Origin of the sequence: Arthrobacter sp. AFG20 (assembly GCF_002892795.1) — a bacterium.
Classification (GTDB): domain Bacteria; phylum Actinomycetota; class Actinomycetes; order Actinomycetales; family Micrococcaceae; genus Arthrobacter.
This window is the reverse complement of record NZ_PJMC01000005.1, coordinates 245,843-261,522: the sequence shown is the minus strand read 5'-3', so window position 1 is coordinate 261,522 and position 15,680 is coordinate 245,843. Positions and strand designations below refer to the sequence as shown.

15 protein-coding genes are annotated in these 15,680 nt (G+C 68.1%); 7 read left to right on the top strand and 8 right to left on the bottom strand.

Annotated features, from left to right (window positions below):
- Positions 1 to 41 precede the first annotated feature (41 nt).
- A complete protein-coding gene (locus tag CXZ05_RS08220; RefSeq protein WP_102972111.1) occupies positions 42 to 1,154 on the top strand; it encodes an LLM class flavin-dependent oxidoreductase in 1,113 nt (370 codons plus the stop codon).
- Positions 1,151 to 1,618 carry a MarR family winged helix-turn-helix transcriptional regulator gene (locus CXZ05_RS08215; RefSeq protein ID WP_102972110.1) on the top strand — a complete coding sequence of 156 codons (468 nt, stop codon included), beginning with the start codon at positions 1,151 to 1,153 and terminating at the stop codon, positions 1,616 to 1,618. The genes CXZ05_RS08220 and CXZ05_RS08215 overlap by 4 nt, the downstream gene beginning before the upstream one ends.
- A gap of 67 nt (positions 1,619 to 1,685) precedes the next feature.
- On the opposite strand, the gene CXZ05_RS08210 is transcribed toward CXZ05_RS08215, so the two are convergent.
- Together CXZ05_RS08210 and CXZ05_RS08205 are read right to left on the bottom strand one after the other, a co-directional pair.
- Entirely contained in the window at positions 1,686 to 2,492 is an 807-nt protein-coding gene (locus CXZ05_RS08210) for a transglutaminase family protein (protein WP_102972109.1), read from the bottom strand.
- 73 nt (positions 2,493 to 2,565) lie between these two features.
- Positions 2,566 to 3,354 (bottom strand): hypothetical protein, encoded by a 789-nt coding sequence (locus tag CXZ05_RS08205; RefSeq protein ID WP_102972108.1) that lies wholly within the window; start codon positions 3,352 to 3,354, stop codon positions 2,566 to 2,568.
- A gap of 118 nt (positions 3,355 to 3,472) precedes the next feature.
- On the opposite strand from CXZ05_RS08205, the gene CXZ05_RS08200 reads away from it, so the two are divergent.
- Positions 3,473 to 4,138 carry a DUF1684 domain-containing protein gene (locus CXZ05_RS08200; protein ID WP_102972107.1) on the top strand — a complete coding sequence of 222 codons (666 nt, stop codon included), beginning with the start codon at positions 3,473 to 3,475 and terminating at the stop codon, positions 4,136 to 4,138.
- 46 nt (positions 4,139 to 4,184) lie between these two features.
- A complete protein-coding gene (locus CXZ05_RS08195) occupies positions 4,185 to 5,069 on the top strand; it encodes a fumarylacetoacetate hydrolase family protein (protein WP_102972106.1) in 885 nt (294 codons plus the stop codon).
- On the opposite strand, the gene CXZ05_RS08190 is transcribed toward CXZ05_RS08195, so the two are convergent.
- The 5 genes from CXZ05_RS08190 to CXZ05_RS08170 are packed head-to-tail and all read right to left on the bottom strand — an operon-like array spanning position 5,062 to position 10,955.
- Positions 5,062 to 6,228: a cysteine desulfurase family protein gene (locus tag CXZ05_RS08190; protein ID WP_102972105.1), complete on the bottom strand. Its 1,167-nt coding sequence runs from the start codon at positions 6,226 to 6,228 to the stop codon at positions 5,062 to 5,064. The genes CXZ05_RS08195 and CXZ05_RS08190 overlap by 8 nt on opposite strands.
- A 7-nt stretch (positions 6,229 to 6,235) precedes the next feature.
- On the bottom strand, positions 6,236 to 7,108 hold the full coding sequence (nadC, locus tag CXZ05_RS08185) for a carboxylating nicotinate-nucleotide diphosphorylase (RefSeq protein WP_102972104.1): 873 nt from the start codon (positions 7,106 to 7,108) through the stop codon (positions 6,236 to 6,238).
- Entirely contained in the window at positions 7,101 to 8,927 is a 1,827-nt protein-coding gene (gene nadB, locus CXZ05_RS08180) for an L-aspartate oxidase (protein WP_102972103.1), read from the bottom strand. The genes nadC and nadB overlap by 8 nt, the downstream gene beginning before the upstream one ends.
- Positions 8,928 to 8,937: 10 nt before the next feature.
- Positions 8,938 to 10,248: a quinolinate synthase NadA gene (nadA, locus tag CXZ05_RS08175; protein WP_102972102.1), complete on the bottom strand. Its 1,311-nt coding sequence runs from the start codon at positions 10,246 to 10,248 to the stop codon at positions 8,938 to 8,940.
- Entirely contained in the window at positions 10,245 to 10,955 is a 711-nt protein-coding gene (locus tag CXZ05_RS08170; RefSeq protein ID WP_102972211.1) for an NUDIX domain-containing protein, read from the bottom strand. The genes nadA and CXZ05_RS08170 overlap by 4 nt, the downstream gene beginning before the upstream one ends.
- A gap of 186 nt (positions 10,956 to 11,141) precedes the next feature.
- Here CXZ05_RS08170 and CXZ05_RS08165 point away from each other — a divergent pair, with 186 nt between their 5' ends.
- The 3 genes from CXZ05_RS08165 to CXZ05_RS08155 all read left to right on the top strand — a co-directional run bounded on the left by CXZ05_RS08165 (position 11,142) and on the right by CXZ05_RS08155 (position 14,316).
- Positions 11,142 to 12,524: an amino acid permease gene (locus CXZ05_RS08165; RefSeq protein WP_102972101.1), complete on the top strand. Its 1,383-nt coding sequence runs from the start codon at positions 11,142 to 11,144 to the stop codon at positions 12,522 to 12,524.
- Between the two features lie 121 nt (positions 12,525 to 12,645).
- Positions 12,646 to 13,473 carry an alpha/beta fold hydrolase gene (locus tag CXZ05_RS08160; RefSeq protein ID WP_102972100.1) on the top strand — a complete coding sequence of 276 codons (828 nt, stop codon included), beginning with the start codon at positions 12,646 to 12,648 and terminating at the stop codon, positions 13,471 to 13,473.
- 189 nt (positions 13,474 to 13,662) lie between these two features.
- Entirely contained in the window at positions 13,663 to 14,316 is a 654-nt protein-coding gene (locus tag CXZ05_RS08155) for a phosphoribosyltransferase (RefSeq protein ID WP_102972099.1), read from the top strand.
- 18 nt (positions 14,317 to 14,334) lie between these two features.
- Here CXZ05_RS08155 and CXZ05_RS08150 read toward each other — a convergent pair whose 3' ends face one another.
- Entirely contained in the window at positions 14,335 to 15,666 is a 1,332-nt protein-coding gene (locus CXZ05_RS08150) for an MFS transporter (protein WP_102972098.1), read from the bottom strand.
- Positions 15,667 to 15,680 lie beyond the last annotated feature (14 nt).

Sequence of the window (15,680 nt, the reverse complement as noted above, 5' to 3'; positions counted from 1 at the left end):
GTAGCACAGGCCCGAACACTTCGGCGAACGGAAGGCTCATCATGCAGATCGGCGTATTCAGCGTCAGCGACATCACCCAGGACCCCACCACGGGCCGGACCCCCACCGAGCACGAGCGCATTAAGGCATCGGTGGCGATCGCCAAGAAGGTCGAAGAAATCGGCATGGACGTCTACGCCATCGGTGAGCACCACAACCGGCCGTTCTTCTCTTCCTCCCCCACCACCACCCTCGCGTACATCGCCGCCCAGACCGAGCGCATCACGCTGTCCACGGCCACCACGCTGATCACCACGAACGATCCGGTCAAGATCGCCGAGGACTTCGCCATGCTGCAGCACCTCGCCGATGGCCGCGTGGATCTGGTGCTGGGCCGCGGCAACACCGCCCCGGTCTACCCCTGGTTCGGCAAGAACATCCAGGACGGCATCGAGCTCGCCATCGAGAACTACAGCCTGCTCCGCAAGCTGTGGGATGAGGACACCGTCAACTGGTCCGGAAAGTTCCGCACACCGCTGCAGAACTTCACCTCCACCCCGCGCCCGCTCGACGGCGTGTCCCCCTTTGTGTGGCACGGCTCCATCCGCAGCCCGCAGATCGCGGAAGTGGCTGCCTACTACGGCGACGGGTTCTTCGCGAACAACATCTTCTGGCCCAAGGAGCACTACCAGCAGTTGATCAGCCTGTACCGCGAGCGCTACGAGCACTACGGCCACGGCAAGGCGGACCAGGCCATCGTGGGGCTGGGCGGGCAGTTCTTCATGAGGAAGAACTCCCAGGACGCCGTGAAGGAGTTCCGGCCGTACTTCGACAACGCCCCCGTCTACGGCCACGGCCCGTCGCTGGAGGACTTCACGTCCCAGACCCCGCTGACCGTCGGCAGCCCGCAGGAGGTCATCGAGAAGACCCTCACCTTCCGCGAGTTCTTCGGCGACTACCAGCGCCAGCTGTTCCTGATCGACCACGCAGGCCTGCCGCTGAAGACCGTCCTGGAGCAGCTGGACCTGTTCGGCGAGGAGGTCCTTCCGGTGCTGCGCACGGAGTACGCAGACCGCACGCCTGCGCACATCCCGGCTCCGCCCACGCACGCCGGACGCGTGGCCGCACGGATCGCAGCCGAAGAAACGGCTGCCTCCCCAACTGAGTCTCGATGACACCCCGGGCAGCTTCAGGGACGTCGGCGGTGCGGCTGGCCGCGGAAACCTGGGAGTCACTGTTCCGCGCGCAGGTGGCTGTGATGCGGCGGCTGCAGTCCGGCCCCGCCTTCCGGGACCTGGCGGTCAACGAGTACGACGTGCTGTTCACGCTGTCCCGGTGCCCGTCCGGCTGGCTGCGGCTGAACGAACTGAACGACAACGTGCTCCTGAGCCAGTCCAGCCTGAGCAGGCTGGTGGACCGCCTGGAGAAACGCGGCCTGGTGGAGCGCCAGCCGGCCCCGGACGACGGCCGGGGCGTGCTGCTCAAACTCACCGAGGAGGGTGCCGCGCTACAGAAGGAAATCGGCCGGGAGCACGTGCGGGACATCGCCGAGCTTGTAGCCCCGGCACTGACGGCAGCGGAGCAGCGGGAATTGCTGCGGCTCACGGAGAAGCTGCGCGCGTCACTGCCGTCCCGTTAGCGGGACGGCAGGTGGTCCCGCCGTCGGACGGCCGACGGCGGGACGCCAGTTAAGCGGAGAGTTCCGGTCAGCGGATGACGGCCAGCTTGTCCGGATCGTCCGCTGGCAGCTCGCCGGCGACCGTGGCGGTGACCCGGATTTCCCGGAGGGAGAGGCTGCCGCCCACGGTGGACAGGAAGGCTGTGTCCGAGGAATCGCGCCCCGCTGTGATGCGCAGCATGGCCTCCCTGGGCGCGAGGCCGGTGGGGTCGATCACGTGCCACGCCCCGTTGATATGGGCCTCGGCCACGGCATGGAAGTCCATCGGGGAAAGACCCGGCGCATAGACGGCCGCCAGCCGCGCAGGCACGTTCTTGGCGCGCAGCAGCGAGATGGCCAGGTGCGCATAGTCCCGACAGACTCCCCGCCGGTTCAGGAGGGTCTCGACGGCGCCGTCGGTTCCCCGGGAGGAGCCGCTGACGTAGCGCAGTTCATTGAAGACCCAGTTGCGCACGGCGTGCAGGAGCTCCTCGCCCTGGAGTCCGCCGAACTCCGCATACGACGTGGGGAGCAGCCGGTCGGACTCCGCATAGCGGCTGGGCCGGACGTAGCGGATCAGCTCCATCAGCGCGGCATCCTCAGGTTCGGCACGGCCCCCGACGGTCGCCGAGTAATCCACCGTGACCTCCGTGGGGTTGGCGAACTCCATGTAGTGGAACCTGCCGCCGTGGTGGTCCGAAAGCTCAGTCAGCGGAACCTGTTCCCCGCCCGCCGTCACGCTGAGGTTCTCCTCAAAGGACGTGTAGCCGGCGTTCCTCGCAACGGAGATGGCCATCGCCACCTTGGTGTCGGCCACGGTCTTGAATACCAGGCGGGCAGCAACAGTTCGTTCCATGGGTCTCCGGGGTGTGAGGCGGCGTCAGCCAGTCGCGGCTGCGGACGGGGGATGTGCCGGAGGCGCAGCGGGACTAGTTTTGGATCTTCAGAGACATTAGCATCCGCTGGACGTTGGCGAATTCGGAGCCCTCGTTGACGTAGCCGGCGGCCTGGTCAAGCGTGTCGAAGGCCTTGGCCGGGGCCACTTTTTCGTCCGGCGCAAACGCCTCCAGGGAACGCACGTCGCTGAACGAGTAGTTCCCCTTGCCCGCCAGGCCCTGCACCACGTTCTGCAGCTGGCAGGCCTTGGAATCGGCGCCGCCCACCAGGTTGGTGATGCCGTAGGAGCCGAAGTAGCGGTAGCCCTGGATCACCCGGAACACCACATGCGGGTCGATGGTCCCCTGCCCGCCGCTGTGCGGCAACTCGACGGGGACACTGCTGACGACGACGTAGGATTTGCGGGCGGAAGCGGCACACTTGGCTGCCGCTGTAGCCGGCAGGCCCGTCTGCAGGGTGGCCAGATAGGTGCCTTCCGCGTCCTTGACCTCGATCTTCACGGCACCGGGAAGGGTTCCCTTGTCAGGTTCAACCGACTGGGCAATCCAGTTCTGCGGAAGCTCGAAGCTCACGGTCTTGGCAGGGTCGGCGAAAACCTTCCACGCCGCTGCTGTGGCCCCGGCCGTCGCAGAGGCACCGGCCGATGCGCTTGCGGAGGTACTCGCGGACCCCGATGCCTGACCGGTCGCCGGGCTAGTGCCCGGCTCCGCGGTCCAGGCGGGCGAACCCTTGCCGTCGCTGCTGCAGCCGGCCATCAGTCCCACCGCCAACAGTGCGACGGCGGCGATCCCCTTACGTCCGGAAGCCGTGATCCCTGTCATGGCTCCAGCCTAACCGGGACTCCGGTCCCATCCGGAGGCTGCCGGCCAGCGTTTCGCGGTCTCCCGCTTTGCCGGCGCCCTGGGCGGACGGGCGCCACAAGGGGTCTAGGCTGATGTCATGGCCGAATATGAGCTGGACGCAGCGGAGCAGACCCTGGCGAACATGTCCGCGCTCGACATTGCAGACTGGCGGCTGCGGACTTTCGCCCTCTACGACACTGTGCGCAAGATCGCCGCGGACAGCCCCGAGGAAGCCCACGCCTACTGGCGCCAGGAACGCGACCGCATGTTCGGCACGCATCAGGCGTCCGCCCTGACGGCCGAGGCCAAGGCGTCCTTCTACGGCCTCAAGACTGCCGACTACGATCCCATCTACCGCTTCTACGTCCCCCTCACCAAGGAAGGTGCCGGGCGGGAAATGAACGTCGAATCGGGGACAGACGGTGTGGTCCGGTTTGTCCGGCTGGGAACCTTCGACCTGCCGGAATTGGGACAACTGGCCGTGTGGAAGCTGCTGGGCTACGGGGGCGGCATCTTCGTTCCGTTCCGGGACGCCACCGCTGGCCAACCCGGCGGAAGCTATGGCGCGGGCCGGTACCTCCTGGACACCATCAAGGGCGCCTTCCATGGCGTCATCCGCGGTTCGGGCCAGGAAGTCCAGTATGTGCTGGACTTCAACTTTGCCTACAACCCGTCGTGCGCCTACAACGAGGCCTGGGCCTGCCCGCTCGCCGGCCCGGCCAACCGGCTGGCTGTGGAGATCCCCGTCGGCGAGCTGTACTGACGTCATTGAGTTCGGGGCCGCTCCGCCCCGCACATACGATGGCTGGATGACCCCTGCTCCCCCGCGGCGGATCGCCCGCGTCCGTCCCCTCGCCCCTGCCCCGTCGTCGTCCCCGTCCGCGGACGCGCCCCCAAACACAGACCCGGACGAGAGACAGCTTCCCGAACAGTTCTTCGTGGCCAACGACGCCGCGGACTTCGCGGGCACTGCGGGACAAACCTGGACGGTGGTCGGGTCGCCGTTCCCCGGCTCGCGCGCCAACGCCGGCAGTGGCTACCGTGACGGCTGGGAACCCGGGACCCAGGTCTCCGAGGACAGCTTCGCGTTCCTGGCGCCAAGCGTGCCCGCCAATGTCCTGGGGATGGCCCACAACACCGGGCAGGCCGGCCGGGACCTTCCGGCACAGGCCTTCCACAAGGCAGCCACCAGCGTGATCGGCCCGGGCGAGGCGATTGAACTGCCGGCCGGAATCGGACTGGTGGAGCCGGAGGCGGAACTGGCCGTCGTCGTTGGCCGGACAGCGAAGAACCTGACCCTCGGCAACGCGCGGTCGGCGGTTCTGGGCTACACCATCGGCAACGACGTCACGGCGCGCCAGCTGCAAAAGTCTGACGAGCTCTGGCTGAGTGCCAAGAGCCAGGACACCTTCACGCCGGCCGGCCCCTGGATCGTCACCGGGCTGGACCATGCGGACCTGCCTGTCGGCGTCGTGCATAACGGCACCGAACTGCCTGCCGCAAGCACCGCGGACCTGGGCTGGAAAGTGGACGAGATCCTGGTCTACCTGACCTCGTTCATGACCCTGCACCCCGGCGACCTGGTCCTCACCGGTTTCCCGGCGGCGAGCGCCGGCATCCAGCCAGGCGACACCGTCACCTGCCGGGTGGGCGGGATCGGAGAGCTTTCCAACCCCGTCACGGCCGCTAGCTGACCGGCACGCCGCCCAGGTTCCGGACGCTTCCGACGGCGGCCGTCACCGCCGCGGCGGCAGCCTCCAGGCCGGCGGCGGTCACCGACGAATCAAAGCTGAACCTCACGGCGGTCTGCGCCACCTCCGCTTCGATGCCAAGTGCCACCAGCACCGGTGACGGCGCGTCCGATCCGGCCGCGCACGCCGAGCCGCTGGAGCAGACCACGCCCTGGCGCTCGAGTTCCAGGAGCACGGATTCCCCGCTGGTGCCGGGAAAGCAGAACGACGCCACGGAGGGCAGCCGTTCGGACGGATGGCCGGTCAGCAAGGCTCCCGGAACGCTGCCCAGCACCGAGGCAATAAAACGCTCGCGCAGGCCCGTGACGCGGGCCGCGAGCGCGGGCCGGTCGGCGTGCGCCAGGGTGAGGGCGGTGGCCAGGGCCACCGCGCCGGCAACGTTTTCGGTGCCTGAGCGCCGGCCGCGTTCCTGGCCGCCGCCGTGCACCAGGGGCTCGATGCAGGTCCGGCCCCGGACGAACAGGACCCCGTTGCCCTTGGGCGCCCCGAGCTTGTGCCCGGAGATGCTCAGGGCGTCCACGCCGAGCGCCCTTACATCCAGCGGCAGCCAGCCGGCGGCCTGCACGGCGTCGGTGTGGAAGGGAATTCCCCGCCCCCGCGCCAGATCCGCCAGTTTAGCCACCAGTTGGACGGTCCCCACCTCGTTGTTCGCGTACATGATGCTGACCAGCGCGGTTTCGTCCCGCAGCACCGCGGCGAGTGCCTCGGGGGTCACGGTTCCGTTCCCGTCGACGGGCACGACGTCCACGGTGAAGCCGTGGAAGCGTTCCAGGTATCGTGCGGACTCCTCCACGGCAGGGTGCTCGACGGCGCTGATCACCACCCGGTTAAGCGCCGGGTCCGCGGCCTGCCGCGCCAGGGCAATCCCCTTGACCGCGAGGTTGTCCGCCTCGGTGCCGCCGGACGTGAAGGTGATCTCCCCGGGCCTGCAGCCCAGCACCGCGGCCACGGTCTTACGGGCGTCCGCGAGCGCCCGCGCGGCGGAGTCACCGAGCGAGTGGTGGCTTGACGGGTTGCCGAATTCGCCGGTGAGGTAGGGCCACATGGCCTCCAGCACCTCCCGGCGGACGGGTGTTGTGGCTGCTGCGTCCAGGAAGATCATGGTGTGCTCACCCCACTGTCAGTTCGACGTCCAGCCCGAGGTCCAGGGCCGTGACGCTGTGGGTCAGGGCGCCGACGGAGATGACGTCCACGCCGGCGGCGGCGATGTCCGCCACGGTGCGGAGGTTGACGTTGCCGCTGGCCTCCACGACGGCCCGCCCGCCGACCTGGCGGACGCCGGCACGGAGTTCCTCCAGGCTGAAGTTGTCCAGCATGATGGTGTCCACCCCGGCGGCCAGGACGGGTTCGATCTGTTCGGCGCTGTCCACCTCCACCTCGAAATGCGTGGTGTGTCCCAGCTGTGCCTTCGCGTCGGCGAGGAGGGCGGTCAGCCGTGCCGGGTCTCCCCCGGTCATGACGGCCAGGTGGTTGTCCTTGGCCAGCACGGCGTCGGAAAGGCTGTAGCGGTGGTTGGCGCCGCCGCCGCAGCGGACGGCGTACCGTTCCAGGACCCGCAGTCCGGGGGTGGTTTTGCGGGTGTCGGTGATACGGGCCTTGGTGCCGGCGGCCAGAGCCACGAATTCTGCCGTCTTGGTGGCGATGGCACTCATCCGCTGCGCCAGGTTCAGGGCGACCCGCTCGGCCAGCAGCACGCTGCGCGCCCGGCCGGTGACCCGTGCCAGCTTTGTTCCGGCGGCGAAGGCCTCGCCGTCGGCCACGAGCAGCTCCACCTGCGTGTCCGGGTCCACCATCAGCATGGCGTCGCGGAACACGCTGCCGCCGCTGAAGACGCCCGGGACGCGGGCGTTGAGCACCGCGGTGGCGCTGGCCTCGGCCGGGATCAGCAGCTGCGAGGTGATGTCGCCGCTGGGCGCATCCTCCGCAAAGGCCCGCTCCAGGATCTCGCGGACAGGTGCGGCAGGGAGGGTCAGGCTAGTCATGGACAAGGCTCGCTTTCGGGCTCATTCTGAATTCTTCGTCTAGGTTGCCGACTGGAAGGTCTGCCGGCTGGCTGTCATCCCGGTAATGCGCTCCCAGGGAATCCGTTCGTTCCCGGGCGGCGTGGACCAGCAGCTGCGCGGCGAGGAGCAGGTTGGCGTCCTCATGGGTCCGCGGGTCCGCTGCCTGCGGCACCGCTTCAGGACGGACGACGGCGGCCCACTCGGCAAGCGCGGCCCCCGCCTCCCGCAGCAACCCGCCGGTCCGGAGCACCCCGGCCTGAGCAGTCATCAGCCGCCGCAGGGCACCACGTGAAAACTCCCGGGGTGCGGCATCTCCCATATTTCCCTCGGGGTAGGGCGCAGCGGTTCGGTCACTATCCTCCCAGTCGCCCGACAGGCGGACGTAAGCGTCGGCGGACGGTGCCCCGGAAGCGTGCGTCAAAGGGAGGCCGCTAGCGGCCGAGCTAGCACGCGGAGGGGTGCCGTCAGCCGACGCTCCTGGCGGAGTAGTGCTGTCTTGCGACGGCCCAAGCGTAGTAGCGTCACCAAGGAAAGCTTCAACAGCCCGCCTCCCGAAAACGAGTCCTTCGAGCAGCGAGTTGCTTGCCAGGCGGTTGGCGCCCTGGACGCCGGTGCAGGCAACTTCGCCGGCCGCAAAGAGCCCGGGGACGGTGGTGCGGCCGTGCAGGTCGGTGGAGACGCCGCCCATCCAGTAGTGCGCGGCCGGCGCGACGGGGACGAGCTCCCTGGTCCAGTCGATGCCGGCTTCGCGGGTGCGCCGTGTGATGGTCGGGAAGCGGCGCTTGAGGAACCCTGCTCCCCTGGCGTCCTCGATGGCCCGGGCGTCCAGGTAGACGTGGCCGTTGGGGTCGCCGAGCGCGGCCAGGTGCAGGGCAATGCTGCGGGAAACGACGTCGCGCGGGGCGAGTTCGGCGTCGGGGTGGTAGCCGTGCAGGAAGCGGCGGCCGTGCGCGTCAACGAGGATGGCCCCCTCGCCGCGCACCGCCTCGGAGATCAGCAACGGATCCTGACCGTCGTCGGACTTTGCTCCCCCGGCTGCCGGTGCCCGGTCCGGCCGGACCAGGCAGGTGGGGTGGAACTGGAAGAACTCCAGGTCCGCGACGGCAGCGCCGGCGCGCCAGGCGAGGCCCAGGCCGTCCGCGGTGGCAACGGCAGGGTTGGTGGTCTGCGCGAACAGCTGCCCCGCCCCGCCGGTGGCCAGCAGCACGGCGTCGGCCTGGATGCTGCCCGGCTGGCCGTCCTGCAGGAACTCAACGCCGGTGACCCGCCGGCCCTGTTGCAGGAGTGCAGTGACGCTGGCGTGGCCCAGCAGCCGGATCCTGCCCGTGGCCTGCGCGGCCAGTACGGCGCAGATCAGGGCGTTGGCGATGCCTGCGCCGGTGGCGTCGCCGCCGGCGTGCAGGATCCGCGGCGCGGAGTGGGCGGCTTCGAGACCCAAGGCGGGGTCGCCGTCGTTGTCCAGGTCAAAGCGGACGCCGAAGCGTCCGAGCCCGGCGATGTCCCGGCGCGCCTCAGTGCAGAGCACCCGGACAGCCGCCGGGTTGCAGTGCCCGGCGCCGGCCTTCAGGGTGTCGGCGATGTGCGCGGCCACGGTGTCTCCGGGAGCCGGCTCGTCGAGGACGGCGGAAATGCCGCCCTGGGCGAAGTACGTGTTGCTGTCCGCGAGCGCGCCCTTGGTCAGCAGCACCACGTCGGCGCCTGATTCCGCCGCGAGCAGCGCGGCGTAGAGGCCGGCGATGCCGCTGCCGACGACGGCGAGCCGGCGGCCTGCCGTTCCGTTTTCGCTGGGGATGGTCATTGCGGGCTCTCTATTGGGGCTTGGCGGCGAGCATGCGCTCGAGTGCCGTCCTGGCGTCCTGCTGCACGTCGTCGTCCACGGTGATGCGGTTGACCACCCGTCCTGCGACGAGCTCTTCGAGGACCCAGGCCAGGTAGCCGGGGTGGATCCGGTACATGGTGCTGCACGGGCAGATGACCGGGTCCAGGCAGAAGATGGTGTGCTGCGGGTACTGGGCCGCCAGCCGGTTCACCATGTTGATCTCGGTGCCGATTGCGAAGACCGTGGGCTCAGTGGCTGCTGCGATGGCCTTTTGGATGAAGTCCGTCGACCCGGCGGAGTCGGCTGCGTCCACCACTTCCATGGGGCACTCGGGGTGCACAATGACGTTGACGCCCGGGAAGTCGGCGCGGGCCTTCTCGATCTGGGCCACGCTGAAGCGCTTGTGCACCGAGCAGAATCCGTGCCAGAGGATCACTCGGGAGTCCAGCAGGGCCTGTTCGTCGTTGCCGCCAAGTTCCTTGCGGGGGTTCCACATGGGCATCTGCTCGAGCGGGACGCCCAGTGCCTTGGCCGTGTTCCGGCCGAGGTGCTGGTCCGGGAAGAACAGCACGCGCTGGCCGCGCTCGAAGGCCCATTCGAGTACCGTTTTGGCGTTGGAGGACGTACAGACGATGCCGCCGTTCCGGCCGCAGAACGCCTTCAGCGCCGCGGAGGAATTCATGTAGGTGACCGGGATGACCGGGACGCGGCCTTGGGCGTCGGGCTCGGTGCCGAAAATTTCCTCAAGCTGCTCCCAGCAGTCCTCCACGGAATCGGCGTCCGCCATGTCAGCCATCGAGCAGCCGGCAGCGAGGTTGGGCAGGATGACAGCCTGCTCCGGCGTGGAGAGGGTGTCAGCGGTTTCGGCCATGAAGTGCACGCCGCAGAACACGATCGCTTCGGCGTCGGGCCGGGTCAGCGCGGCGTTGGCCAGCTGGAAGGAATCGCCAACAAAGTCGGCGTACTGGACAACCTCGTCCCGCTGGTAGAAGTGGCCCAGGATGACGGCCCGGTCACCCAGCGCCGCCTTGGCCGCCCGGATCCGGGCATCGAGCTCAGCTTCGCCGGCCAGCTTGTACTCCTCGGGAAGCTGGCCCTGGCGCGGCGTGGAGGCAGGTGCAACGTCCGCGCTGGAGGCTCCGGGACCGTAGGCCGGAACACCGGCGAGCGTTTCCGCGAGGTCATACTCCCAGGGCCCCTTGGCGAGCGCCGGGCTGCAGGTGCCGCCGGTGCCTGCTGCCGTGGCCTTCTCGGCCTGTTCACGCGTGATCAGCTGGATGGCAGTGTTGACGCTGCTCATGGGGTGCTCCTGTTATCTGGGTCGAGGCCGGGGCGGCCGGTAAATCGGTAAAGACGCGGCGGGCGGTGCTTGCCGCCCTGCAGGAATTCACCGGTTTCTTCGATTTCCGGCGTCGACTTGATCTGCCGGCGGAAATTGGCGGGGTCCAGTTGCGTGTCCAAAACGGCTTCGTAGACCTCGCGCACCTGGGCGAGGGTGAAGTATTCCCCCAGGAAGTGATAGGCGATGGAGCCGTAGGCCAGCTTGTTCCGCAGGCGCCAGAGGGCGTATTCCACAATCCCGTTGTGGTCGAAGGCCAGGCTGCCAAGCTTGTCGGCGCGGAACCACCGGACGTTCTCGGATTCGTCCGCGAGGGCAGCTTCGGTGGGCTGGACCAGTGCCCAGTAGACGATGGACACCACGCGCTGCGTGGGCGAGCGGTGCATGCCGCCGAAGGCGTAGAGCTGCTCGAGATAGCTGGGTGCCAGCCCGGTCGTTTCCCTCAGGTTCCGCGAGGCAGCGTCCTGCAGGGATTCAGCGTGGGTCAGAGGACCGCCGGGCAGGGCCCATAGCCCTTTGAAGGGCTCCCGGATCCGCCGGACCAACGGGATCCACAGGGTGGGCCGGCCGGAGGACTCGCTGGGGCGGAGCGCGAAAATCACCGTGGAAATGGCGAGCGACGGCGGCGCGGACTGCCGCTCGGCCACGTTGGCTGAGGTGGTGTACACGGTAATCACCCGCTTCGCTGCGATCGGCAAGCCCGCTTGCGGCCTGCCTCGGTTAGTTATAGTCAAATTGACTCAAACTGATTCTACGGCCGGTTGCCCGGGATGCAAAATGTTTCGCCGGAAGTTGGGTGTAAATTCGAAAGGTCCCAAAAGGACCAGTTCCCCAACCCCAAGAAGGTACGCAGCATGACGACGAAGTCCACGGCAGAGCGACCCGCAGTACAGCTCCGCCACAGCATGAAGCCCCGGCAACTCACCATGATGGGCCTGGGCAGCGCCATAGGCGCCGGGCTTTTCCTGGGCTCCGGCGCCGGTGTCCAGGCGGCCGGCCCGGCAGTCCTGGTTTCCTACCTCGTGGCGGGCACGCTCATCATCCTGGTCATGTGGGCGCTCGGCGAAATGGCGGCAGCCAGCCCCAACAGCGGCGCCTTCTCCGTTTACGCCGAACGCGCCATGGGCAAGACAGCGGGGGCAACAGTGGGCTGGCTCTGGTGGCTGCAGCTGGTGGTGGTCATCGCCGCCGAGGCGCTCGGCGCCGCGGGCCTGCTCTTTTCGGTCTGGCCTGTGGTTCCGGTATGGGCGCTCTCCCTGGTGTTCATGGTGGTGTTCACCGCCATAAATCTGGCCGGAGTGAAGAACTTCGGCGAGTTTGAGTTCTGGTTTGCCATCCTCAAGGTGACCGCCATCGTCCTGTTCCTCGCCATCGGTGCCGCGCTGCTGCTGGGCCTCCTGCCGGACGCGGCATCCCCGGGCCTGGCCAACATCACCGGAGACTTTGCGCCCTCGGGTCTGGCCGGCATTGCGACCGCACTGTTCGTGGTGATCTTTGCGTTCGGCGGCACGGAGATCGTCAGCGTCGCAGCCGCGGAGACCGAAAACCCCGAGCACAGCGTCACCAAGGCCATCCGGACGGTCGTGTGGCGGATCCTCGTCTTCTACATCGGCTCAGTCTTCGTGATCGCAGCAGTCCTTCCCGCCACCTCGGACGCACTGTCCTCGCCGTTCGCGGGCGTCCTGGATGCCGCCCGAATCCCGGGTGCCGCCACCGCCATCACTCTGGTGGCCGTCGTCGCCCTGCTGTCCGCCCTGAACGCGAACCTGTACGGGGCGTCCCGCATGGTGTTCTCGCTGGCAGAGCGCGGCGAGGCTCCCGGCTTCCTGTCCCGGCTCAGCGACGCGGGAGTGCCGATGGTCGCCGTCGGCGTCTCCGTCGCGTTCGGCTTCATCGCCACGGTCCTGGAACTGCTGTTCCCCGAGCGCATCCTGCCGGCCCTGTTCCAGCTCGTCGGATCCACGTGCCTCGTGGTCTGGGGTTCGGCACTGGTCTCCCAGCTCATTCTGCGCCGGCGGGCAGACCGTGACGGCACTCCGCTGCCGCTGCGGATGAGGGGCTTCCCGGGGCTCACTGTGTTCGGCCTGGTTCTGCTCGGGCTGGTGTTTGCCGTGGGCTTCAGCGCCGAGAGCAGCCGCATCCAGCTGATCAGCACGCTGCTGCTGATTGCCGGCATCGCCGCCGCCTGCTGGGCAGGCGCGCGGTTCGCGTCATCCCGGCGCGCCCGGCGCTCCTAGCCGTGGATTTCCCCGCTCCGCCGGCAGGTAGAGTGGTGCCCATCCACGGCGGACCGGCGACGAAGCAGTCCGGGCGAGCCCTGTACACGATGAGGACTGAGACTTGACGAGGACTGAGGCGATGAGCGGCAGACACACCGGTGAACGGCACTCCCACACGGTCGAGGGCACCGACCCGCAGCTATACGTCGGGGTGCACGACCCCAAGAACGACGCCGGACTCCGCCCCATCCTCCTCATCCACGGCTTCTCCGCGTCCAGCAAGCTGAACTGGGAGGACACCGGCTGGATCGCGGCGCTGCTGGAGGCCGGCCGCCGCGTCATCGCCGTCGACCTCCCCGGCCACGGCCGGAGCGGCGCGCCGGAGGACATGGACTCCTACTCGCCCAGCCGGATCAGGGCGGACCTGCTGCAGATCGCGTTCGACGCCGGCGCCCGGCCCTTGCGCGACGGTGACCCCGCCAGCGGGCTGGACGTGATCGGCTATTCCCTCGGTTCTCGGCTCGGCTGGGAGTTTGGCGCCACCCAGCCGGAGCTGGTCCACCGGCTGGTCCTGGGCGGCCCGAACATGGCCGACCCACTGGCGGCCTTCGACCTCGTCGCCGCCCAGCGCTACCTGGCCGACGGCACGCCCATTGCGGACGCGTCCACGGCCGGGCTCCTCAGCATGGCGCAGGCGCTGCCGAGCAACAACATCTTCGCGCTGCTGTCACTGGTGGAGGCCATCAAGGGTGAACCGTACGACCCCGCCGAGGCCGTGCCGCACATGCCCGTGCTGCTGGTGGCCGGCGAAAACGATGAACGCGCCGCGTCCATGCCGCAGCTTGCCGAACTGGCAGGGAAGGCCGGTTCCGCGGCCGAGCAGCTGGTGCTGCCCGGCCGCACCCACACCAACGCCATCACCAGCCGCGCCTTTAAGCAGGCGGCCATCGCGTTCCTCGGCAACTAGGGAACCTGGCAGTTAGGGGATTCGGCAGTCGGCGGATCCGTCAAACTTCAGGATCAGTCAGGCAGCGGATCGGCCCGGGTTTCCCCGCACCCCCATCCCCTGCCGGAACGCCGTCGAAGACCCCGGCTCCCACCGGAGCCGACGGGCGTAGGCTGGACTTTGGGGGCGGAGACACCGGAAGAGGAACCCATGGGCATGGTTTTTGAGGACCGGGAAGACGCAGGACGGCAGCTTGCGGCCGCCCTTCCGCAATTCCGCGAGCGCCCGGACACCCTGGTGCTGGGCCTGGCCCGTGGCGGCATTCCGGTGGCCGCCGCCGCGGCCGAGGTCCTGCACCTGCCGTTCGGTGCCCTGCTGGTCCGCAAGCTTGGCATCCCGGGCCATGACGAGACGGCATACGGCGCGCTCGCATACTCAGGCGGAAGGATCGTTCGCCTTCTCAACAGGCCCCTCGTGGAGCGGATTCTGGACGACGGTGTGCGGCAGGAGTGGCTCGACCAGGTGGAGCACCGGGAGCGGACCGAACTGATGCGCCGCGCCGACAGCTATCCGGCTGTGCATCCCGACGTGCACGGCAAGACGGCCCTGCTCGTGGACGACGGCCTGGCGACGGGGGCCACCATGCGGGCGGCCGTCGAGGCCGTACGGATGGCCGGCGCGGCAGCGGTAGTGGCTGCCGCGCCCGTCGGTTCAATCGAAGCTGAGAAGTCACTGTCCCGGGTCTGCAACGTCCTGTGTCTCCACCTGCCAGGAAGATTCCGGGCTGTGGGAGCCTTTTACCGGCACTTTGAGCAACTGAGCGACGAGGACGCCATTGCCCTGCTGGATGGCGCCCGCATCTAGTGCCGGCTGACGCCGCATCTAGTGCCGGCTGACGCCGAGCGGCCGGCCCCTCGTCTCCTTCGCCAGGATCACGCCGACGCCCGAGATGACACACAGGATCATGATGTAGATACCGATGGAGCCGGTCCACTTGGTGCTCTGCAGGAGTGACTCGGCGATGGTGGCGGCGAATGCACCGCCCAGGATAGCGCCGAAGGCGTAGCCGATCGAAATTCCGGAGTACCGCACGTTGGCCGGGAACATCTCCGCGTACATGGCGGACATGGGGCCGTAGGACAGGCCCAGGCCCACCGTGAGGACGAACAGCGCCACGCCGTAGAGCACGATGTCCTTCGTATCGATGAGGGCGAACATCGGGATCATCCAGGCGAAGATGATCGCGTAGCCGGTCAGGAAGGTCTTGACCCGGCCGATCCTGTCCGAGAGCCAGCCGCCCACCAGGGTGAAGATCAGCCAGCCGAAGGATGCCAGCGTGGTGGCCAGCAGGATTTGCGCGACCGGCATCTTCAGCGACCTGGTGGCGTAGGAGATGAAGAACGCGATCAGCAGATAGCCCGCAGCGTTGTTGCCGATGAAGATCATGGTGGAGTAGAGCACGGACTTCTTGTGGTGCCTGATCAGTTGGCCGAGCGGGGCCTTGGCCTTCTCCTTGCGCTCGATCATTTCCCTGAAGACGGGGCTCTCAGCGACGGCGCGGCGGATCAGGTAGCCCACCACGATCAGCACGATGGAGAGCAGGAACGGCACGCGCCAGCCCCACGACCCGAAGTCTTCCTTGGACATGCCGGTGTTGAGGAAGTACAGCAGGCCTGTGGCCAGGATCATGCCAACGGGAACGCCGATCTGCGGGTAGGCCCCGAACAGGCCGCGCTTGCTCTTGGGGGCGTGCTCGACTGCCATCAGCGCGGCTCCGCCCCATTCACCGCCGGCGGAGAATCCCTGGATGACTCGGAGCAGGATCAGCAGGAGCGGAGCCCAGAAACCGATCTGGGCGTAGGTGGGCAGCATGCCGATCAGCGCCGTGGCGGCACCCATCATGATGAGGGTAAAGACCAGCATGGCCTTGCGGCCCAGGCGGTCGCCCAAGTGCCCGGCAACGATGGCGCCGAGGGGGCGGAACAGGAAGCTGATGCCGATCAGGGCGAAGGAGAGGATCTGCGCCAGGCCCGGGTTGGATGCGTTCAGCGGGGCCAGGAACAGTGGCGACAGCAGCGTTGCCGTCAGCTGGGCGAAGATGAAGAAGTCGTACCATTCGATGGTTGTGCCCACCAGCGTGCCGGCGAGGACTTTGCGTTCCTCACGCTTACTGCTGGGGCCCGCCTCTGAATCGACGTGTGAAGTTGCGGCCATTGAAACTCCGTGGG